Here is a 22474-nt window from a genome sequence, read left to right on the forward strand (position 1 = left end):
ACAGGACTATTAAGTTAATTGTTTGTTACTGGTAATGGGAGGGTGATCGATTGCGTAGCCCCGCAATTTCGAGCTTTCCAGAACGGTATAGTGTAGGGAAAGTGACTTTGTAACTATTTGTTAACGTGTTTTAAGATCACTTTTAACGCTTGGTTCAAGCGTTTCATCTCTTCTTCGCTACCCTTCAAGTCAGGATGGTAAATTTTACTTAGCTGTTTATACCTGAGCTTAATGTTTTTCTCGTCGGGTATTTGGCTTGGGGAAAAGCCAAACAGCGCACAGGCAAGGTTGAGCGGGTTATCTTTGTAGCTCATCTGTGGTGCTGGCGCTTTTCCGTTAGCTTGCAACTTTTTAACGTGGCGGTATAGCGTTTCTAGTTGGCGTTTTTGCTGTTTTAAGGTGTCATCTTTACGTTTGAGTTCACGCTCGAGTTTGATTTGCTGGCGCTGCTGATCGCTATCACTGGAGTGAACATTAGCCTTAAGCTGTTGTTGGCGTCGAAGTAGGATCACCAGTCCCACTAGACTCGCAATCAAAGCCGTTAGCAACGAATAGAGCCATTTGTTTTGGTCTTGTTGGCTAATTGAGCGTGATTTCGCGTTGGGGCTGAGCTCAATTTGTTCGGCGTCAAAGGCCTCTTCGAGCTGGTCTAGGGTCGCAACTTGCTCTGCGCGGCGGTTATTAAACTGTTGTTCAAGCACTCGAGCGTAGTCTTGCTCGGCGTCGGGGTTATTTCGCGCCGCCTCTTGATACCAAAGCTCAGCGAGATCGAGGTTGTTTGTCGGCTGTTTGAGTTGCTCGTAAACTTCGCCGAGTAAACGTGGCGCTTGTTCGTCGCCAAGCATCGCTGCTTTAGTTAACCAAAATAGTGCGTTTTCAATATCTTTGTTGGTTCCAGACCCAGTAAGGTAGGCTTGACCTGTCGCAAGAGCCGCAACCTGACTGCCGTTTTGCGCCGCTTGTTGATACCAATACAAGGCTTCACTATTTGATTGCTCGACTTGATCGCCACGTGAGTACTTTTCAGCGAGCTGAAGTTGAGCGTGAACGCTGTTGTTTTGCGCACTTTTTACCAGTTCTTCCACCGTTTGTGCGGCAGTCAAAAATGAACAACTCAGAAGCAGAAACGGCAGTAGGCGCAAAATAATCTCACGTAAATTGAAATACTATTTGCTCAGTATATCAATTCAGCCAATAAATAAGACCCATTGAGCAAAAAAAATGGCTTCCGTAGAAGCCATCATCAAAGAGGTGAGATTGCGAGTTATTATTTGAGCGGTAGAATCTGAATCTCAACTCGGCGGTTACATGCGCGGCCATTAGCCGTACTATTTGTGCAAAGTGGGTAGCGTTCTCCATTGCCGCGAGCAATAGCGCGACCAGCTGCGACACCTTGTCCGACTAAGTATGAGCGCACCGCTTCTGCACGTCGTTCAGATAGCACTTGGTTTGTAGTGTCACTACCTGTACTGTCAGTGTGCCCATCAATCACAAGGCTTGTGTCTGGGTATTCGACAAGAATACGCGCGACACCACGCAAGGTTTTATGAATACTGCTATCAAGTTGGTAGGAGTTAGTTTGGAAACCAATACCGTTTTCGAGACGCAGCAACAGTTGGTTTTCGCCGACACGCTCTACTTGAACCCCTGAATCAAGCAGTTCCTTGCGTAGCGCTGCTTCTTGTTGGTCGAAGTAGTAACCAATACCGCCACCTACAGCAGCGCCGCCTGCAGCTCCCACTAATGCACGTTGTCGACGTTCTTTAGCATCATCACCGGTTGCCAGTCCTACTGCGGCTCCTGCAATGGCTCCGATAAGCGCGCCTTGGGTGGTCGAGTTCGTCTCTGTTTCACCCGTTGTGGCATTTTGGCGTTGAGTGGCCTGACAGCCAGAAAGGGCGATAGCGACTACAAGCGCAAGCGTCATTTTTTTCACGATAACTTCTCCGTGTATCATTGTACTTTGACCAGATTGACGTTCTGGTGCATGCGTATCTAGAATAAAGCCGATACGATGCACGCTGTCAATTGATGAAAAGATTAATTGACTGAATATTAACGATGGCTGAACGAGTTTTGTTCTATCGCAGCATTTTGGGTGCCTGTGCGCCGTCAATTGGGCGGTTGACCGAAACCGTGCGACCTTTTTTTAGCCCGACTTCATAATCTTCTGTGAGGTTTTTCATCGCTTCACGCAGTTGCTGCTTGAAGGTTTCGCGATCGATATTTTGAAACTCTTTGTCGATGTAATCGTCGATTTTCTTTGCGGACTCTTCGTCTGGACTGATAATAGGCAGCTTTTCCAATGCGCCTTCAACCCAGCCTGAGAGAAAAGAGTTGACGCGTCGAGTGACTTCAGCAGACGGTGTGCCCGTGCCGGCGAAGCTGTTTCGAAAGCGGCCAGTTTGCTCGTTCATCTCACGATACACAATGTCAAATGCGAAAGCGGCAAAGATGGCGCGGTCAGCCTCACCAATAAACTCGACTCGTTTTAGTCCTTTGTGATTGAGCAGGACGGCTTCGACTCCAAACTTAGTATTGATGCCACGAATAATACGCAGCAGATTAGAGCTAACATCGGCAGGCAACAAGTGAGTTGATTGAGTCTTTCCCATTTTGATGAACTCAATGTCATCTTTATCGAGTCCGTATTTGAGCATCAAGCGATGCGCCATCTTAATCGCGTTGGCCGCTTCGTTGACGTTGGCGGAGTTGCCGAGCTCGAGACATTTCGCAATTTTCTTGAGGGCTTTTTGTTTATCCATCGACCGCATCAAATCTCACTAAATTGACAAAGTCGGCCATTTTACCGTTTTCAACACGAAAACGGAAATCTGATCTGGGCGTGGGCATAAAAATAATAAAGGCTAACCCCAGGGGAGTTAGCCTTTGTCGACACGCTAAGAACGCCTCGTTTTAGATGCCTAATTCGTCAAGTAGGTCGTCAGAGTTGTCTTTGGCTGCTGATTTTGGTGATGTTTTCTGTTTCATTTGCTGCTGAGCTTGCTCAAGAATGTCATCTGGACACTCGTCCTCTGCGACTTCGAACTCTTCAAGTTGAATGAACTCGGTTTTATCCATCGCTAACTCAAGGTAGAAGATATTGCCTTTTTCGGTTGAGAAAGTGACACGGCGAGCTTGTGGGCGGTCAAGGTTGGTATCGACCGACAGATTAACCTGTTTGTTGAGAGACAACATTTTAGGTTGATTTTGCGTGATATGGGTTTGCAGCTCTTTGCGCACTTGATTGGTAAAGTGGCCGACGAGTTGGTTCATGAGTTCCCCGAGAACGTCGGCGACCTCATCTGAGGTATGCAGCACCGCCAGTTCGTCTTCTGGCATGCCCATGTTGCGCATATAGTTAGTGTATACCTCAAGGGCTGCTTTTGAGGTGAAGTTGATAACCACTAAACCTGAGAATCCTCCGTCGAACAAGACAAAGCAACCAAAGTCAGGCTTTAAGCTGGTTTTAGTGATCTTTTGCACCATAGCTGAATAGGTGACATTCGAACTGGTGGCGGAAGTAAGAACCCCAGAAACGGACTGGCACAATTTCAATAGGATATCTTCAGTAGTAACGACTTTGTTTCTTTTCATTGATGATTCGCTCATAGAGACACTTACAAATTAGAAAGGCTAAATATAAGTGTGGGAAAAAAATGCGATTTTTACCATTCTGACACTGCATTTCTGTTTTGATCACCCTTTTAAATGTTGTAAAGTGACCTAATTCAAAAAATAGTTAAAAACCAGACGAACCCAGTGCTGATAGGATCGGCGTCGTAGGGGGCAGGAAGCAAATGTTACCAAGATTACATTCACAATCGGATGTCGATCCGATCGTTCTCACCTTTCTCGAAGCGCTCAAAAATGCCGGATTTAGCGGTGATATCGAGAGCCAATACTCAAGCCGTTTAGCGGTCGCTACTGACAACAGTGTTTACCAGCAATTGCCGCAAGCGGTGGTTCACCCCAGAACGACCCAAGACGTGGCGATGATCGGCAAACTCGCCACTCAATCTGAATATGAACGAGTTACTTTTTCTCCACGTGGCGGCGGCACCGGAACCAATGGCCAATCGCTGACAAAAGGGATTGTGGTCGATTTGTCGCGTCATATGAACAAAGTGCTTGAGATCAACGCCGATGAAGGTTGGGTGCGGGTTCAAACTGGTGTCGTGAAAGATAAACTCAATGATGCGATACGCCCTTATGGTTACTTTTTTTCTCCCGACTTATCAACCAGTAACCGCGCGACGCTAGGTGGAATGATCAACACCGATGCCTCGGGACAAGGCTCGCTCAAATACGGCAAGACGTCTGACCATGTGTTGTCGTTGCAAGCGGTGTTTGCCGATGGTTCGGTACTCGAGTCTGATCTATCTCGTGGTTTGCCAAACGAAGGCGAGCTGGCCCATCAGGCGTTGCATACTACCGAGCAAGTCTGTCGAGACAAACGCCGTCAGATAGAAGCGAAATTCCCGCCACTAAACCGATTTTTAACTGGCTATGACCTTAAAAACGCACTCGATACAGACAACGACCGCTTCGATTTAACTCGAGTGCTTTGTGGTGCCGAGGGTTCACTGGCGTTTATCACTGAAGCCAAGCTTAATCTCACCCCAATTCCTAACGCTCGTACTTTGGTCAATATTAAGTACAACAGTTTTGACTCAGCGCTGCGCAACGCGCCTTTTATGGTTGAAGCCAACGCACTGTCGGTGGAAACCGTCGACTCTAAGGTACTCAACCTCGCCAAACAAGACATTGTGTGGCACTCGGTAAGCGACTTACTCACAGATGTCCCAGGCAAAGAGATGCAAGGGATCAATATGGTGGAATTTGCTGGCCAAGATCAACAAGAGGTCGCGCAGCAAGTGAGCTCCCTGTGTCAGCGTCTTGATAGCATGATGCAAGACGATAAAGCCGGTATTATCGGCTATCAAGTGTGTGATGATTTAGCCAGCATCGGCCGTATCTACAACATGCGCAAAAAAGCAGTCGGACTGCTAGGGGCGGCGAAAGGGCGAGCGAAACCGGTCGCGTTTGCTGAAGATACCTGTGTGCCGCCGGAGAATCTGGCGGACTTTATCGCAGAGTTTAGAGAGCTGCTAGACGCCAAATCGCTCAACTACGGCATGTTTGGTCACGTTGATGCCGGCGTCTTGCACGTGCGGCCGGCCCTAGACTTGTGTGACCCTATGCAAGAGTCGCTGATGCACGAAGTTTCCGATGAGGTGGTCAAGCTGGTGGCGAAATATGGCGGCTTGATGTGGGGCGAACATGGCAAAGGGTTTCGCTCGGAATACGGCCCAGAGTTTTTTGGTGATGAGCTATTCACCGAGCTTCGCCGCGTTAAAGCCGCGTTTGACCCGCACAACAAAATGAATCCGGGGAAAATCTGTACGCCGCTTGAGAGTAGTGAGGAGTTGGTTAAAGTCACAGACACCAAACGTGGCTACTACGACCGACAAATTGATGTTGAAGTACGTGACAGTTTTAAACAAGCGATGGAGTGTAACGGCAACGGTTTGTGTTTCAACTATGACACGGCATCGCCGATGTGTCCCTCGATGAAAGTCACCGCTGACCGTCGTCATTCACCAAAAGGACGTGCAGGGTTGGTTCGCGAATGGTTGCGTCAGTTGACTGAGCAAGGCATCGACATCCTAGACCTTGAAAAGCAAACTCTCGAGAAGAATGCGTCGATAAAAATGATGATCGATCGCGTGCGTAATACTGTTAATAAACGCCACGAGTATGACTTTTCGCACGAAGTGTATGAGGCGATGAATGGCTGTTTGGCGTGTAAAGCGTGTGCTAGCCAGTGTCCGATTAAGGTTGATGTGCCGAGTTTTCGTTCTCGCTTCCTCAATATTTACTACTCTCGCTATCAGCGTCCGGCGAAAGATTATCTGGTTGCTAACATCGAAACCATGCTGCCATTGATGGCCAAAGCACCGAAGCTGGTTAATGGGGCGTTAAAGCAGCAATGGGTGCAAGACTTAACCGCCAAAACGATTGGGTATGTGGATGCGCCACTGCTGTCGATTCCTACCTTGGGTGACCGTCTAGCAGACTTACCGCGTTTCGATTTACAAAAACTCGCGGCATTGTCGCAACAAGATAAAGATAATCATGTGGTGATTGTCCAAGACCCGTTTACCAGTTACTACGATGCAGAGGTCGTGGCCGACTTTGCTCAACTGGTGACAAAACTGGGCAAAACACCGGTATTACTGCCATTTAAGCCCAATGGCAAAGCGCAGCATATTAAGGGTTTTCTCAAGCAGTTTGCTGCTAATGCTGCTAACACCGCTGCGTTTCTACAGCAGGTCGCTGATATCAATATTCCCTTGGTTGGGGTCGACCCTGCACTGGTGCTTTGTTACCGCGATGAGTATCAAGAAGTGTTAGGTGACAAGCGTGGTGACTTTGAGGTTCTCACCGTTCATGAATGGTTGGAGCCGCGATTGGCCGAGTTTGTTCAAGTTGAGCAAAGCCATGAGCAGCCTTGGTATTTGTTTGCGCACTGCACAGAGAAAACCAAACTGCCAAACGCTGAGAAAGAGTGGGGGGCGATTTTTGCCCACTTTGGTGCGAGCTTACAGACTGTACCGGTAGGATGTTGTGGCATGGCGGGAACGTTCGGCCACGAAGTGGATAAATTGCAAATGTCGCAAGATATTTATGGATTAAGCTGGAAACCGAAATTGGAACAGCTTCCGAGTGAGCGCTGTTTGATCACTGGCTATTCGTGCCGAAGTCAGGTGAAGCGTTTTGAGCAAGTGAAAACAAAACATCCGCTGCAAGCCTTGTTATCCATCATTTAGTCGCATCGATAGCTCAACGGGATCCGTTGAGCTATTTTTTACTCATGTAGCTTGTGAATAGGATTCGTTATGCAAATGCTCGAAACAAAAATCCCACCAGTGGCGCTGTTCGTTGTGTTTATTGTCGCGATCAACCAAATAAGCCACGAGTTCTTGTCCTTACGTTACGATTTGCCTTTCAAAAATATCGTGTTTCTGGTCTGTTTTGTGGTTTCAGGCGTGGTTGGTCTTGCGGGCATTTATGAATTTCGCCGCGCTAAAACGACCGTCCATCCGGTGAAAGTCGACTTGGCCTCAGCGGTGGTCGATAGCGGTATCTTCGCTTACTCGCGCAACCCAATGTATTTGGGTTTGTTTTTGCTCATTTTTGGCTTTGCTTATTGGCAACAGAATCTATTGTCGGTCGCGTTTAGCTTCGGCTTTGTTCTTTATATGAACCGTTTCCAAATTCTGCCAGAAGAGCGTGCGCTCGAATCTTTGTTCGGCGCTGAGTACAAAGATTACAAACAGCGAGTAAGGCGTTGGATATAATTGAAAGTAGCGAAGCTATTCCACACTTTTAAATCATTGATTGAGAAGTTCTGCTGCTAAAAAGTCGAATACCCGACGAGTGCGTAAGTTCGTTCTCAATTCTTGGTGGCACACTAGCCATATGGGCACATCAAGCTTAGGAATGATTGCCTCTAGTGCTCGTATCAGTCGTGGCTCTTGGATTGCAATGTCTTCGGGTAAATAGATTAGGCCTAAATGCTGCTTGCATAACTCGAGTTGTGTGGGCTGAAATTCCGTGGAAATTCTGAAGTTTTTCTCTGACAGTCTCCAACCTTGTTTTGCAAATTGCTCGATGATTGCACCATTGTTACCAAATCCTATAATTTGAATATCTTGGATGTCTTCAATGGATTTTGCATTGGCAAAAGGTTTAAGGTATTGCTTAGTACCATACAAATAGATCTGTTCATTGCCTAACTTTTTGGCGACAAGGCTTGGTTGAGTCGGTTGAACATTACGAATGGCGATGTCGGCGTCTCTTCGCCTTAGGTCGCTCACTTCATTAGTGACTTTTAACTCTATGGTGATGTTAGGCTCTTCTCGCCTTAATTTACTCAGCAGTGCAGGCAGCCGGTACATGGCGTCGAGCTGACATACCGAAATGACCACAGTACCTTCTAAAGCTTCTGATTGACCGCTTGCGACCATAGAAAACCTATGTGCAACATCTCCCATTTCTCTTGCAATACTAAGCAGCTCAATGCCATTAGCGGTGAGTTTTAGTTTGTGACCTGAGCGTTCGAAGAGTGAAACACCAAGCTCTTGCTCCAAAGAGGCAACTTGTCGGCTAAGTGTAGGTTGACTCACGCTCAAAGACCTTGCAGCTGCGGACAAGCTTCCTAGCTCTGCTGTCGCCAAAAATGCTCTGGTTCGGTTCCAGTCGAACGAAATAGAGTTCCAATTCATACGATTTTGTATACCTATATGCACTTTTGGGTAATTACTATCGACTATACGCATGGTTATAGTATTAGCCAAATTGTTTCTCAAGGTGTTTATATGGCTGTTCTACTATTGGGTGCGACCGGTGCTACAGGAAAATTGGTTGCGAAAGAGTTGGTTTCAAGAGGTTGTTCGGTGCGAGTAATCGTACGTTCGCTAGACAGATTAGATCCTGAGCTTATCGATAACCATCGGGTAGACAAGGTTGTGGCCAACATAACTGATTTATCTGAGCAGCAGTGGATTTCGTATATCTAAGGCTGTGATTCAATGATCGTCTGTCTCGGTCACAATTTGACCTTGAAAGGTATCTATGGAAAGCCGAGGCGTTTGGTCGCAGAGACGATAAAGAGTCTATGCCAAGCGGTTGATATACTAAAGCCGTTGCAGCCAGTTAAACTCGTTTTGATGAGTAGCTCTGGATGTCAAAATTTGTTGAGAGAAGAACAAGTTTCATGGATGCACAAAATGGTTATTGCCCTGATTAGGAAGACAGTCCCTCCGCATGTTGATAATGAAGAGGCTGCCCGTTACTTACAATATGAAATGGCTAGTTCAACTGAGTCCTTGGAGTGGGTTGCCGTTAGGCCTGACAGTTTGAATGACCAAGTAATGAAGAGCCCGTTTTCGGTCTATCTTTCACCAATCTGCGATCCGATTTTTGCGTCGAAGAAGACGAGTCGGATAAATGTCGCGACTTTTATGGTCGAGCTCATTTCTTCGCCTGAGTTATGGGCAAAATGGAAGAATGAAATGCCTGTGCTGTACAACAGCCAATAAATGAAAAAGGCATCCACGGATGCCTTTTTAAGTGTTTGATGTTTCAAGTTTTTAGATAAGCATTAATGCTAGATAGCCAAGTCATCCATAATTTGATCGTCAACGAGATTCGCTAGGGTGACTTTTAGCTTAGGTGTTCTTTCCATCTCTCGCTTAATGGCAAAGTTGGCCTCTTCATTGCGAGCCCAGCTACGTCTAGCGATGCCGTTGTTCACATCAAATAGAAGCATGGATTTAAGTTTGCGCTCAGCATCACTGCTACCATCAAGCAGCATACCGAAGCCACCATTGATGACTTCACCCCAGCCTACGCCACCACCATTATGGATAGATACCCAAGTAGCACCACGGAAGCTATCGCCGATCACATTGTGAATGGCCATGTCAGCAGTAAAACGGCTACCGTCATAGATATTTGATGTTTCTCTAAATGGAGAATCTGTACCGCTGACGTCATGGTGATCGCGTCCTAGGACAACAGGGCCAATTTCGCCACGATTAATGGCGTCATTAAAGGCTTTGGCGATTTCCATTCTACCTTGCGCATCGGCATACAGTATTCTTGCTTGAGAGCCTACCACTAACTTATTGGCTTTAGCGTCATTGATCCAAGTAATGTTGTCTTGCATCTGTTGCTGGATCTCAGTAGGGGAGCTTTGCATAATATCGCTTAATACTTGCGCGGCGATTTCATCGGTTCTGTCGAGATCTTCCGTTTTACCGGAAGTACAAACCCAACGGAATGGACCAAATCCATAGTCAAAGCACATAGGCCCCAAAATATCCTGCACGTATGAAGGGTATTTAAAATCAATGCCATTTTCTGCCATGACATCAGCGCCTGCGCGAGAGGCTTCTAATAGGAAGGCATTGCCATAGTCAAAGAAGTACGTTCCCTTCTCAGTGTGCTTGTTGACGGCAGCGCCATGGCGTCTTAATGTCGCTTGGACTTTTTCTTTGAATACTTCCGGCTCTTCTCGAATCAAACGATTAGACTCTTCGTAGCTGATATCAACAGGGTAGTAGCCGCCTGACCAAGGGTTGTGTAGTGACGTTTGGTCTGAGCCCAAATGAACAAAGATATCTTCTTCGAGGAACGACTCCCAAACATCAACCACATTACCGATATAGGCAATAGAGACGACCTCTTCATTGGCTTGTGCAACTTTCACACGCTCAATCAGCTCCGGCATATTGTCAATCAGTTCATCAACCCAGCCTTGCTGATGACGCTTAGTCGCGGCATTTGGGTTCACTTCGGCACAAACGGTAATACAATTAGCAATGTTACCTGCTTTGGGCTGGGCGCCACTCATGCCCCCTAAACCAGCGGTCAAGAAGATTTTTCCCTTAGCCTGTTCGCCCGCTTTTAATACCTTACGGAAAGCGTTCATCACTGTGATGGTTGTGCCATGAACAATCCCTTGAGGACCAATGTACATAAATGAACCCGCAGTCATTTGCCCATATTGAGTCACGCCTAACGCATTGAATTTTTCCCAATCGTCTGGCTTAGAGTAGTTCGGGATCATCATGCCATTGGTGACCACAACGCGAGGGGCTTCTGGCGAAGAAGGGAAAAGCCCCATTGGATGGCCTGAGTAGAGATGCAAGGTTTGATCGCTCTCCATCTCACTGAGGTATTTCATGGCTAACAGGTATTGTGCCCAGTTTTGAAAAACCGCGCCATTGCCACCATAAGTGATCAACTCTTCAGGGTGTTGGGCAACGGCTGGATCAAGGTTGTTGTCGATCATCAACATAATGGCAGCAGCTTGCTGACACTTTGCCGGATAGTCGGTGATTGCGCGTGCTTTCATTAAGTAATTTGGCTTAAAGCGATACATGTATATGCGGCCAAAGTCATTGAGCTCTTGCGCAAATTCATGCGCAAGTTCTTGATGCCAGGCTTTTGGAAAGTATCTTAGCGCATTACGAATGGCGAGTTGCTTCTCTTCTTTACTGAGAATATCTTTACGCTTCGGCGCACGGTTAACATTCACTGGATAAGGTTTTGCCGGTGGCAGTTGCTCAGGAATGCCCTGTTTAATTTGTTCTTGAAAGCTAAGTTCAACAGTCATCATTTACTCCAAAATTAAGCGTCAAAACTTACAGTGAAAGCTTGGGATTTCACTAATTCCACCATTGCGTCGATATCCGGTTTTAGTAACCTATCTTCTTCGAGTTTGGCGACTTTCGAGCGGATCAATTCGAAGTTTTGCTCAATAAGATCTGAGCAACGGTTAGGTCTTCTAAACTCCAGTGCTTGTGCGGCATACATAAGCTCAATGGCAAAAATCTTGTCCAAATTGCCTAGGATTTGATTGAGTTTTCGACCTGAAATGCTGCCCATTGAAACATGATCTTCTTGGCCCATTGAGGTCGGTACGCTATCCGCCGAGGGTGGGAAGCAGAGTGATTTATTTTCTGTGACTAATGCGGCTGTCGCATATTGTGGGATCATCATGCCTGAATTGAGGCCACCTGCCACAGTCAGTAAGCGTGGCAAGCCATGCAACCCTTCCAATAGAAGGTAACAACGACGGTCGGCGATATTGCCAAGTTCGGCAGCTGCGATCGCCGCATAATCGAGAACCATAGCTAATGGCTGGCCATGGAAGCTACCGCCAGAAATCGCCTCTTCACTACTGATAACAATCGGGTTATCGGTCACTGAGTTCATCTCGATTTCAACCAGCTCTTTTAAGTGGTAGTAAGCATTACGAGAAGCACCGTGAACTTGGGGAATACAACGCAGTGAATACGGGTCTTGCACACGACCACAGTTATTATGAGACGCCATATTTTGAGAGTCTTTGAGCAATCTTCTCATGCGCGCGGCGACTTCTAAGTTGCCAACAAAAGCGCGTGTTTGATGTAATTCGTCGCGGAACGGTGACTCACTACCTTGCATACCTTCGATACTCATTGCGCCAGCGACATCGGCAAGATCTAGCAGGTAACGCATTTTGGTTAGTGCAGTAATGGCATGGGAAAGAATAAACTGAGTCCCATTAATTAAGGCCAAGCCTTCTTTTGCATGTAGCTCCAATGGCTCTAATCCATGGGCGGCAAGTAACGTTTTGGCTGGCACAGTTTGGTCATCCTGCCAGAATTCACCTTCGCCAATCAGTGGTAAAAACAGGTGTGATAGAGGGGCTAAATCGCCTGAAGCGCCCACAGAGCCCTGTTCCGGTACCACTGGGATGAGGTCCAATTCGAGGAAAGCAAGCATTCGCTCTACCACTTCCAAGCGTATACCTGAAAAGCCTTGGCTAAGCGCATGAACTTTGGTAATGAGCATTAACTTCGAAATCGCTTTGTCGATTGGATTACCGACACCAACTGCATGAGTAATAAGCAGATTTTTTTGCAATAAATGCGTTTCTTCGGGTGATATTTGCGTATCGCACAGCGGCCCAAAACCGGTATTAATGCCATAGACCGCTTTACCAGAACTGGCTATCTTATCGACATTGGCGCGGCTGACATTTATTTTCGTTAAGGCTTCAGGGCACAGTTTTGCTTCGATATGTCCATTCGCGATGCCGTTTACAATATCCAGATCTAAACGATCAATACCGTATCTAAACGTCATTTTGTTCTCCTAACTAGGTTATGATACCAAACAAAGGGCTAGGGCGCGGTTTTGCACCTAGTTAGCCACTATGTCTGCTTTGTTATTCTTGTGAGAAAGCGTTGGCGATATCCCAACACAACCTGGCGGCGAGACGAGCCGTTTGGCTGTCGACATCGTAAGTGGGGTTGTATTCGGCGATATCAGCAATCACTAGCTTTTGTTTGTAATGTAGAATGCGTTGTAAAAACGGAGCGAGCATTTCGATACTGACCCCTCGAGCGGCAGGGGCGCTGACGCCAGGCGCAGTGGCCGCCGGGAACACATCTAAATCTATGGTGAGATAGATGTAGTCACAGTTATCGATAAAATGCTGTAGCTGAGTCAGGTGATAAATGTGGTTGTGGTGGTTTAACTCGTGATCTTCCACGTACCAAACTCCCAGCTCATCAGCGCGTTTGAACAGCGCCTCAGTGTTACTCGCACGACTCACGCCTAAGCAAGCATAATGAAATGGCCAGTCTCGTTTTGCACAGTAGTGTTGAATTTGGTTGAACGGAGTGCCAGAGCTGGGTTTGACGTCGGCGTGATGGCTTTCAAAGGCCCGCAAATCAAAGTGGGCGTCAAAGTTGATGATCCCGATTTTAGGCGGGTTGACAGGGTTAAGATACTCAAAGTATTGAGCGAGCCCCAAAAAAGAGGCCCAAGCGACCTCGTGGCCGCCACCAAGAGTGATCACTGGCGTAGAGCGTAGTGCGGTTGCGATAACGTTAGCGCACTGCGTTTGGCTCTGTTCGAGTAAGTCGTCATCACATATGACATTGCCAAGGTCAATCAAATGGCTTGTGTTGTGCCATGCCATGTTAGCCAGAGCACGACGAATCAAATCTGGCGCGCGTTTTGCGCCGATACGACCTTTGTTGCGGGCGACCCCTGCATCACTGCAAAATCCCAGTAAGCTGACAGCGTCATTGTGCGGCTGGAGCTCGTCTACCTGCATCTTTCTCACCACATGGTGGACGCGTTTGCCAAGCGCACCGTCCTCGGCGTCGTGGCGACCTTGCCAATGAAAGTCTTGATTGGTAATCGGTGAATTAGACATGGTCGAACTCTCCTGCAACTAAGCGCGCCGCAAGTCTTGGGGCGCCTTGAAAATAGCTAAACTCGGCCGGATGCGCCACATCCCAAATCGCGAGATCAGCATCAAATCCCACTTGTACTTGGCCTCGCGAACTGCCATAGCCTAGGGCTTGCGCGGCATGACAGGTGACACCGCGCAGCGACTCTTCTGGTGTGAGACCAAAAAGCGTACAAGCCATATTCATCATCATAGTCAAATCAGCGAAAGGTGAGGTACCAGGGTTGAGATCGGTTGCAATCGCCATCGGCACTTTGTTTTGTCGTAGCAGCTCTATCGGCGGGCGTTGTGTCTCTTTCAAGAAGTAAAATGCACCTGGAAGCAAAGTCGCCACCGTGTCTGCGTGTGCCAACGCTTGTACGCCCACCGAGTCTAGGTATTCGACGTGGTCTGCAGACAAACCAGCATAGCGAGCCGTCAGCGCGCTGCCACCCAAGTTAGATAGTTGCTCGGTGTGACCTTTGATTTGCAAGCCATGCTGCTTGGCTGATTGGAACACACGCTCTGTTTGCGCAAGATTAAAACCAATCGACTCACAAAAAACATCCACACTGGTGGCTAAGTTTTCTTCGGCCACGAGAGGGATGATTTCGGCGCAAATGTAGTTGATATAATCGTCCGCGCGCCCGGTAAATTCAGGAGGCAGCGCATGGGCGGCAAGCAGTGTGGTAGTGACACGGATTTTTCGGTGCGCTTCGAGCGCTTTCGCCGCGCGCAACATTTTAACTTCATCATCTAAGGTGAGCCCGTAACCGGATTTGACCTCGACCGATGTGACGCCAGTTCGGAGCAATCCATCAAGTCTCGGTAAGGCGAGCTCTGTTAGCTGCTCTTCGCTGGCGTCGCGAGTGGCACGAACCGTAGAAAGAATGCCGCCGCCTTGTTTGGCGATCTCTTGGTAAGGGACGCCATTTAATCGTTGCTCGAACTCGTCGGCGCGGCTGCCCGCAAAAATGAGGTGAGTATGGCAGTCGATAAATCCCGGAGTGACGAGCTTGCCTTGGCAATCAAAATGTTGCCGACCCTCAATCTCAGCACAGGTAAGCTCTGCGATAACGCCTTGACGAATCCCAATGGTACAGGGATCTGAAACGCTATAGCCAGCGCTGCCTGACTGCATAGTGACCACTCTAGCGTTGGTCAAAACTTGATCGCAAATTGAACTCATAACCTTACCTATCACTAAATGTATATACAATTATGGGTTCAAGTAAACGATTTGTACAAGATTGATGTTGCGAAAATGTGATCGATGAAACGATTGTTCGGCTGAATAAACCAGCGGGGCATGTTCGAACTGCCACCGTTGGTTTATGAGCGAATTTGACCGGTTTAGTCGAGCAGAACCTTGGAGCTTAGTTTATAGCGAGTGCCCGGGTGATAGAGCAGCGCGGTACTGACCAGTTTGTCTTCACTCCAAGTGCGACGGTTGAGTAGCAAGCAAGGTTCGTTGACGGCTAAGCGCAGCGCGCTGCGCACAGCATCACTAGCGACAATTGCCTCTACCGTATGCTCAATTGCGCTTAACGGACAGTTTTCTGAAAGGTACTGGTTGGGGGTAATGTCAGAGAAGTCTTGCTGTAAATAGTTGGGGGCATAGCTGGCATTGACCCAGCGCATCTCAAGTTGAATGGGAGAGTTGTCTTCAAAGTGGATGATTTCACTATAAAAAACTTGGCTGCCCAACATGACGCCTAATTTCATAGCCACGGTATCATCGGCACTGAGGGCAACTTGTTTGACCACCTGACTGCTGTAGGTTTTGCCACGTTGCGCCACTTCGCTGGCAATATTGCGAATATCCAATAGTGGTGATTCCGCTTTGTCATCAGGGGCGCAAACGAAGGTACCGAGGCGTGGCCTACGCAGTAAGCGCCCTTCAGATACGAGGTCGCGTATGGCTTTGTTGACCGTCATTCGGCTGACATTAAATTGCTCAGTTAACTCTAATTCGGTGGTAATACGATGACCCACGGGCCAGCGACCACTGTCGATTTGATCGGCAATGTAGCGTTTTATCTGTAGATAAAGGGGAGAAGCACTCATATTTAGCATTTGTCTATTAATTGACTATACAAATGGTTATACATTTCCCAGCCGATTGCAACTGCTATAGCTGAAATTGCGAGGTTTTTCGCCACTCGGGTGGAGATTTGTCTCAATCTATAACAAACCACTTGCCTTTTCTCGGTGGCTCACGTTAGAACATCAACCAAAAATAAAATAAGGAAAAAGTATGTTTGCAAAGCTAAAAGCCTCATTAGGAATCGGTGCTGCTCAGGTCGATACGGTATTGGACAGTTTGTCGGTCTTTCAAGGAGAAACGCTCAAGGGCGTGGTACACATCCAAGGTGGCGATGTAGAGCAACAGGTTGATGCGATTAATCTCAAATTGTGTACCGAAGTTAAAGTCGAGAGTGAAGACAGTACCAGCTATCAAGATTTCATCTTGGGTAAACTGCAAGCTGTTCAACCTTTTGTCATTGGCCCCAATGAACACAAGCAAGTGCCATTTGAGTTTCATCTCGATGCGGAAACACCAGTCACAGCGCTCAACGCGCTTAAAAACCAGTCTCATGTCTGGCTTGAAACCACACTCGATATTGATTTCGCGATTGATCCTAAAGACCGAGATCTGATAGAAGTTAAACCGCTTCCTGTTGTCGCTAAAGTGTTAAGTGAAATAGAGAGTGCGGGTTTTGCGATGGTCAAAGCCGATGTCGAGAAAGGTTATTTACGTGGAGGAAGCTTTTCTTCCAAATCCGGTTGCTACCAAGAGATCGAGTTTCGTAACAAAGGTTTTATCAACTCCAAGGAAATCGAACTCTCTTTTATCCTCGATGGTCCTACCGTGCACTGTTTGGCAGAGGTTGACCGTTCATTGAGCATGCGTGGCGATCAGTACTTATCGTTCTCACTTTCTCGCGATGCGTCAGACGGTGAAATCGCTGCAGCAGTGCATCGTATTTTGTCGGTGTAGCACTAGATGAGTTTGGGCAGAAATTATCGCCGATAACACGACGGTTATCGGCGTTGATCGGGGATACGTTTAAACCTCTCAGCGTCAATACTCGGGCTTCGAGAACAAATAGCCCGAGCTTAGGCGGCGCTTAGGTGGGTAGTGATATACGGCTGCCAAGCTTGTTGATAGAGAGACTTTGACTCTAGACGCATAGCGCGAATTTGCGCCATCTCGAACTCGTTAAGTGATCGCTGCTCAACTGCCGCTTGACGCTCGATTTTTTGTACGCGTTCGTAAATGTCGTGTTCAGGGCCGCTTTTGACATTGGCGATGGCTTGGAGGTGAAGTTGTACCTCAGCGATCAGACCGGTTTTAGGCAACTTCACCAACAGGTTTAAGTCGCGATAGCCAGATGCGGCAGGCTTTTTGAAGCGGTTTTTTACTTTTACCACCGTGGTTTCGCGGTTGAGTACTTCGTAGACCGACATTAAACTTTCAATATCGTTGGCAACGATGGTTGCGCGGGCAAGATCGGTGATACGTTCAACCCGACCGTCTAGTTCAAGAGCAATCTTTTCTTTAGCTCGTTGGGAAGATTTGACACCTGCAAAGTAGGAATCAGTGGAAGTGAGCAGCGCTGCGCTGGTACAAAGAGTCTCAAGCTCGGCTTGGGCTTGATGCGCTTTACTGTAAAGAATATCGAAGTCAGTGTAGGGTTGCATAGGCATAGAGTCCATTGATTGAATGCCATACAATCCGCTTAAGTTGTGTTTGAATGCCTTGGAACAAACTTGGTTTTGATTGGTGGAGCGATTCTCCTCGTTCGCGGGTGGAGTGGGTATTGCGGCAAACGCAGGTGCTCGGCTGAGCATCAAAAGCATTAACGCCGTGGTACGCAAGAACAAACTCATGCACTCTCCTTAGATGTTTAGGCTGGGCTAAAAGGTGTCTTAAAAAGTGACCACTGGCGCTACACATCTCTAATCATTAGGTGGGGGCAAAGTATTATTTCCCAATCCCAATGAGGGTAAATTGTTGAAAACTTTGAACCGTCTCTCGTTTGGTTTTCACTGATTAGAGTCGCGAGGCGAGTTTAGGTTCCTTGGTTTCAGTGACATTGACTATAACTTATGAAAATGAACCTAATCTGAATAGCCGATTTGCATGGGGATACCAACTTAACTCACTTTCAGCTAGGCTATGGCGCATTCAGTCAGTTATCAGAGAAGAGCGATGAAAGATCCAGAGTTTTGGCACGGCAAATGGGCATCCAACCAGATTGGTTTTCACTTAGAAGACGTCAATCCACTCCTTATCGAATATTGGCCTCACACCCAACCTCGTTATGAAGATAAGGTGTTGGTGCCTTTATGTGGGAAGTCGGAAGACTTAGTTTGGCTAGCGAGTAAGCATGGTGATGTTCAAGGGGTTGAGCTGAGTAACATAGCAGTACGGGCTTTCTTCGCTGAGCATTTCTATACTCCGATGGTTATGCCGATAAACGGTCAGCATGAGTTATTTCAGTTTGATGAACTCTCTATTTACACCGGTGATTTTCTCACCGCACCGATTAAGCCCGTTGATATCGTGTATGACAGGGCTTCCATGGTCGCGTTGCCCGCAGAAATGCGCGCGGAGTATGTTGAGCGTATTCACTCTAAGCTTAATCCAGGTGGGCGAATTTTATTGGTCTCGCTTGATTATGTTCAGAGCGAGATGGCGGGTCCACCGTTCTCGATTCCAGAGCAAGAGATCCGCCAGCTGTACGCACAATATAAAGTCACCAAGTTACATCGTGACGACGCGGGCCCTGACCATCCTAAGATTGCGAAAAAAGGGTTAACCCGCTTTGCCGAAGAAGTGTACTTGATTGAACATGTGTAAACGGTTCGCCGGCAAAACAGAAAAGGCTTGGTCAATGACCAAGCCTTTTTTATATGTAATGAGCAGCAGTTAATAGATGACTTTGACTTCTGCTGCACTGGCAACGGCATCTTGAATCGCTTGCTCAATTGTGTCTCGGCGCGTGATGGCGACGCCAAGACGACGGCGACCATCGATATCCGGTTTACCAAAAAGGCGCATTTGAGTATTCGGAGTAGAAAGAGCCTGACCTATGCCTTCAAACTGGATGTTGTTCGAACGGCCTTGCCCTAGAATGACGGCAGAAGCGCTTGGGCCGTATTGAGTGATCGCGTTGATAGGTAAACTTGTGAACGCACGTACATGCAGAGCAAACTCTGAACTGTCTTGCGACATTAAGGTAACTAAGCCAGTATCGTGAGGTCGAGGCGATACTTCGTTGAAGATCACTTGGTCGCCTTTAACAAACAGCTCGACGCCAAAGATGCCATACCCACCGAGCGCATTGACCACCTTCTGTGCAGCATGTTGTGCGGCATTGAGCGCAGCCTTGGACATGGCTTGTGGCTGCCAAGATTCTCGATAGTCACCGTCTTCTTGACGATGTCCAATTGGCGCACAGAAATAAACACCATCGACGGCGCGCACGGTCAATAGGGTAATTTCATAGTCGAAGTCGATAAAGCCTTCGACAATCACACGTCCTTCACCAGTTCGGCCACCTTGTTGTGCATATTGCCAAGCTTGTTCAACGTCTTGTGCAGTTTTAATGACGCTCTGACCTTTACCCGATGAACTCATAACGGGTTTACAAACACAAGGCAGGCCGACCGCTTCAACGGCGGCGCAGAATTCCTGATAAGTATCGGCGAAGCGATAAGGGGAAGTGTTAAGCTCTAGCTCTTCGGCTGCTAGGCGACGGATGCCTTCCCGGTTCATGGTCAGTTTAGTTGCTTTTGCACTCGGCACCACATTCAAACCTTGAGCTTCTAGTTCGACTAATTTGTCGGTCGCGATCGCCTCAATTTCTGGAACAACGTAGTGCGGTTTTTCTTGTTCGATAATTGCTTGAAGAGCTTCACCATCAAGCATATCTAACGTGTAGCTTCGATGGGCAACTTGCATCGCAGGGGCATTTTCATAGCGGTCACATGCAATGACCTCTAGACCAAGACGCTGACATTCTATGGCGACTTCTTTGCCAAGTTCACCTGAACCCAATAGTAAAACACGTGTTGCACTTTTTGCGGTAGCTGTCCCGAACATAGTTAACCTTATTAAGCAGAAGGGAATAAAACTGTGGAGCATAATACGGATTACGCAGTAAAAAGCAAACGTTTGCTTTTGGGTGTTCCAACGTGTGTGTCTCCCGGGGACATGTGTGTGATTTATGCCTAAAGCCCCTTAATAGATAGAGGGAATAGGTTATCTAGTTCTCATATTTATGATCTTGTCAGCAGTATGGCGCGACATGGGGCGACGCGCATCACGTATTTGCTCAGATTTGGCGCTATACTGATTGCAATTGATTACAGAGACAAGTTGAAGACCGTCACATCAATGCAGTTTGACCCAAATAAATCCATTAAGATCCCGATAGAAACACTCACAGTGGGCATGTTTGTGACTGCGATCGAAGACAGTAAGCGCGTCAATCTCGCCAATGCGGGGCGCGTCCCTTCTCATTCGGCAGTCGAGCAGTTAATTAAAAACGGAATAAAGTACGCGTGGGTGGATACCAGCCTATCAGTGAAGGGCGCGGTGTTTATACCGGTGCAGACAACGACCACGCCTAAGGCCAAAGAGTGTACTAGTACGCCAATTAAAAAGCCCAAAACCAGTCGTTATTCTCGCCAGATCAAAGCGACCAATATTATCCAGCAGGCGAAAGGGTTAGCACAAAAACTTCTCAGCCAAACCTTTGATGGTCAGCCGATTGAAATCGATGAACTGGATGCTGTCGCCGATGACTTAATAGAGTCGGTATTGCTTGACTCTGACGCCATGCAGTGTGTGTCGGCGCTGCGCAACAAAGATGAGTATCTCCTTGAACATTCGGTTAATGTCGCGACTCTGTTGGTGACTTTTGGTAAGCATCTTGGTTTACCCAAAGAGACACTCAAGCAGATGGCGATAGGCGGGATCATTCACGATGTGGGTAAAACCAAAGTAGATGATAAGGTGTTACATAAACCCGCTCGCTTGACGCCAGAAGAATTCGAACACATGAAGCTTCATCAAGTCTTCGCTAAAGAGATTATAAAACCCATTCGCGGATTGAGTGCTGTGAGTCGCGATGTGTGCTTAATGCACCACGAAAAGTTGGATGGCACTGGCTATCCTAATGGCTTAACCGCAGAACAAATGCCTATCCATGGCCGAATGAGCTGTATTGTGGACATCTATGACGCATTGACTGCCGATCGCTGTTATAAGCAAGGAATGAGCTCGGCAGAAGCGTTCAAAATTCTACTCAGTTTAACCCCGAATCATCTCGACAAAGAGTTGGTGTATAAATTTATCAATTGTATTGGTATTTTTCCGGTCGGTGCTTTGGTCGAACTAAGCGATGGGAAGGTAGGCATCGTTTGGACATCCAACAGCAAAGAGCCGTTAAAGCCGCAAGTGAAATGCTTTTATTCACGTAAATATCGACGTTACATTGATGTCGGTTATGTTGATTTGAAAAGTGGTTCGGTGAGTATCAGTAAAGGCATCGCTCCCTGTCATTTAGAGGTAGACCCCAAGCCGTTTTTTGCCGCTTAAATGGAGAAATATCGACAAAAAAGCGCAGATACTGCGCCTTTTTTACGTTATGTCGAATCAAATCTCTAGATACGACATTGGAATATCTGGATTAATCGCTTCGAGAGTTGCTTGTGTGTTAGCGAGGTGACTAATGGTCCCTTCACTGACTTCAACCAGTGCCGCCGACTCGATATCGCTTAATTGTTGTCGGTCGAGCAACAGTTGAATAAGTGCCACTTGCAGTGGCGGCAAACTTGGGTTGAAGGCGGCGTTTTCCGCGTACGCACCTTGATACACTTTACCATTCGTCATTTTTAGCGCGACGCCACTTAGGTTATGGGTGTAGGGCGCGTGACTGCGGTTAAGTGCGGCAATGGCCGATTGAACCAGCTCGTCTTGGTCGTCACTGTGTTTGCCATGGTCAACGTGCACCATAAGGCCAGACTTGATACCAAGATCCGCTGGACCAAATGATTCAGGCAGATACTCTTGCAGTTGTTTACTGTCACGCTGTGGTAACTGAATTTCGAGTTTGTCTGCAGTTGAGAGCTCATTCATAAACTGTCGACAGTGACCGCAAGGGCTAAAGTTAATGGTGATATCTGCGACGCCTTGCTCACCTTTCATCCAAGCGTGACTGATGGCTGATTGCTCTGCGTGAACTGTCTGGCCTAGTTGAACGCCGGTAAACTCGACATTCGCGCCGAAGTACAGTCGACCTGATAACCCGCGTACAATCGCTCCCACATAGAAGTTGGAGAGTGGGGCGTAGGAGTACGCGGCAGCAAAGGGTAGCAACGCCACGCGAAGCTCATCGTCTTGCAGTCCTGAAATCGCGAGTAACTGCTCGAATTGCTGCGAAGATAGGGTCGCGTCAAAATCGTCAGCGAGAACGATAGGCGATAAAAAATCAGCGACGTTTTTCGGCACATCGGATAGCGCCTGCTCAATTCGGCTTCTCATAGTGAATCCTTCAATCAATATGTTTATATCTTGAGTTTAATAGTTTATGTCCGCTTTAAACTCCGATACTGGTATTTCATTTTATGTAAAGAGGAAATTAAAGAAGCGATCTTTAT

The 22474-nt window shown here is 47.4% G+C and carries 18 protein-coding genes and 1 pseudogene; 6 read left to right on the forward strand and 13 right to left on the reverse strand.

Annotated features, from left to right (window positions below):
- Positions 1-113: 113 nt before the first annotated feature.
- The 4 genes from FCU94_RS06400 to FCU94_RS06415 form a co-directional block, all read right to left on the reverse strand.
- A complete protein-coding gene (locus tag FCU94_RS06400; RefSeq protein ID WP_255199236.1) occupies positions 114-1103 on the reverse strand; it encodes a J domain-containing protein in 990 nt (329 codons plus the stop codon).
- Positions 1104-1267: 164 nt separating this feature from the next.
- Positions 1268-1936, reverse strand: coding sequence for an OmpA family protein (locus tag FCU94_RS06405; RefSeq protein ID WP_441351737.1), 669 nt, complete (start codon positions 1934-1936; stop codon positions 1268-1270).
- A 145-nt stretch (positions 1937-2081) separates the two neighbouring features.
- Entirely contained in the window at positions 2082-2765 is a 684-nt protein-coding gene (locus FCU94_RS06410; RefSeq protein WP_176287716.1) for a DUF2786 domain-containing protein, read from the reverse strand.
- A 151-nt stretch (positions 2766-2916) separates the two neighbouring features.
- Positions 2917-3597, reverse strand: a complete 681-nt coding sequence (locus FCU94_RS06415) for a DUF3334 family protein (RefSeq protein WP_176287717.1) — start codon at positions 3595-3597, stop codon at positions 2917-2919.
- Between the two features lie 203 nt (positions 3598-3800).
- On the opposite strand from FCU94_RS06415, the gene ydiJ reads away from it, so the two are divergent.
- On the forward strand, positions 3801-6833 hold the full coding sequence (ydiJ, locus tag FCU94_RS06420) for a D-2-hydroxyglutarate dehydrogenase YdiJ (protein WP_176287718.1): 3033 nt from the start codon (positions 3801-3803) through the stop codon (positions 6831-6833).
- Positions 6834-6902: 69 nt separating this feature from the next.
- Positions 6903-7364, forward strand: a complete 462-nt coding sequence (locus FCU94_RS06425; protein WP_176287719.1) for a methyltransferase family protein — start codon at positions 6903-6905, stop codon at positions 7362-7364.
- Positions 7365-7397: 33 nt separating this feature from the next.
- Here FCU94_RS06425 and FCU94_RS06430 read toward each other — a convergent pair whose 3' ends face one another.
- A complete protein-coding gene (locus FCU94_RS06430) occupies positions 7398-8345 on the reverse strand; it encodes a LysR family transcriptional regulator (protein ID WP_369597240.1) in 948 nt (315 codons plus the stop codon).
- Positions 8346-8384: 39 nt separating this feature from the next.
- On the opposite strand from FCU94_RS06430, the pseudogene FCU94_RS06435 reads away from it, so the two are divergent.
- A pseudogene (locus FCU94_RS06435) lies at positions 8385-9107 on the forward strand (NAD(P)H-binding protein).
- 68 nt (positions 9108-9175) lie between these two features.
- Here FCU94_RS06435 and FCU94_RS06440 read toward each other — a convergent pair.
- The 5 genes from FCU94_RS06440 to hutC form a co-directional block, all read right to left on the reverse strand.
- On the reverse strand, positions 9176-11188 hold the full coding sequence (locus FCU94_RS06440) for a urocanate hydratase (RefSeq protein ID WP_176287721.1): 2013 nt from the start codon (positions 11186-11188) through the stop codon (positions 9176-9178).
- Positions 11189-11202: 14 nt separating this feature from the next.
- On the reverse strand, positions 11203-12705 hold the full coding sequence (hutH, locus tag FCU94_RS06445) for a histidine ammonia-lyase (RefSeq protein ID WP_176287722.1): 1503 nt from the start codon (positions 12703-12705) through the stop codon (positions 11203-11205).
- 82 nt (positions 12706-12787) lie between these two features.
- Positions 12788-13786, reverse strand: coding sequence for a formimidoylglutamase (gene hutG / locus FCU94_RS06450; protein WP_176287723.1), 999 nt, complete (start codon positions 13784-13786; stop codon positions 12788-12790).
- The gene (gene hutI, locus FCU94_RS06455) at positions 13779-14942 is read right to left on the reverse strand and encodes an imidazolonepropionase (protein WP_441351739.1); all 1164 of its coding nucleotides are present in this window, start codon (positions 14940-14942) and stop codon (positions 13779-13781) included. Before hutI ends, hutG begins: the two co-directional genes overlap by 8 nt.
- Positions 14943-15154: 212 nt before the next feature.
- Complete coding sequence (hutC, locus tag FCU94_RS06460) at positions 15155-15868, reverse strand: histidine utilization repressor (protein WP_176287725.1); 714 nt, start codon at positions 15866-15868, stop codon at positions 15155-15157.
- Positions 15869-16058: 190 nt separating this feature from the next.
- Between hutC and FCU94_RS06465 the strand changes: the two genes are divergently transcribed.
- Positions 16059-16802 carry a sporulation protein gene (locus tag FCU94_RS06465; RefSeq protein WP_176287726.1) on the forward strand — a complete coding sequence of 248 codons (744 nt, stop codon included), beginning with the start codon at positions 16059-16061 and terminating at the stop codon, positions 16800-16802.
- A gap of 119 nt (positions 16803-16921) precedes the next feature.
- Here FCU94_RS06465 and FCU94_RS06470 read toward each other — a convergent pair whose 3' ends face one another.
- Entirely contained in the window at positions 16922-17695 is a 774-nt protein-coding gene (locus FCU94_RS06470) for a phosphoribosylglycinamide formyltransferase (protein ID WP_176287727.1), read from the reverse strand.
- A 322-nt stretch (positions 17696-18017) separates the two neighbouring features.
- Between FCU94_RS06470 and FCU94_RS06475 the strand changes: the two genes are divergently transcribed.
- Positions 18018-18668: a thiopurine S-methyltransferase gene (locus tag FCU94_RS06475; RefSeq protein WP_176287728.1), complete on the forward strand. Its 651-nt coding sequence runs from the start codon at positions 18018-18020 to the stop codon at positions 18666-18668.
- Positions 18669-18737: 69 nt separating this feature from the next.
- On the opposite strand, the gene purT is transcribed toward FCU94_RS06475, so the two are convergent.
- Positions 18738-19913 carry a formate-dependent phosphoribosylglycinamide formyltransferase gene (purT, locus tag FCU94_RS06480; RefSeq protein WP_176287729.1) on the reverse strand — a complete coding sequence of 392 codons (1176 nt, stop codon included), beginning with the start codon at positions 19911-19913 and terminating at the stop codon, positions 18738-18740.
- A 294-nt stretch (positions 19914-20207) separates the two neighbouring features.
- Here purT and FCU94_RS06485 point away from each other — a divergent pair, with 294 nt between their 5' ends.
- Positions 20208-21413 (forward strand): HD-GYP domain-containing protein, encoded by a 1206-nt coding sequence (locus tag FCU94_RS06485; protein WP_176287730.1) that lies wholly within the window; start codon positions 20208-20210, stop codon positions 21411-21413.
- 57 nt (positions 21414-21470) lie between these two features.
- Here FCU94_RS06485 and cdd read toward each other — a convergent pair whose 3' ends face one another.
- Entirely contained in the window at positions 21471-22358 is an 888-nt protein-coding gene (cdd, locus tag FCU94_RS06490) for a cytidine deaminase (RefSeq protein ID WP_176287731.1), read from the reverse strand.
- Between the last annotated feature and the right edge of the window lie 116 nt (positions 22359-22474).

It is taken from the genome of Vibrio sp. JPW-9-11-11, assembly GCF_013369335.1.
Lineage (GTDB): Bacteria > Pseudomonadota > Gammaproteobacteria > Enterobacterales > Vibrionaceae > Vibrio.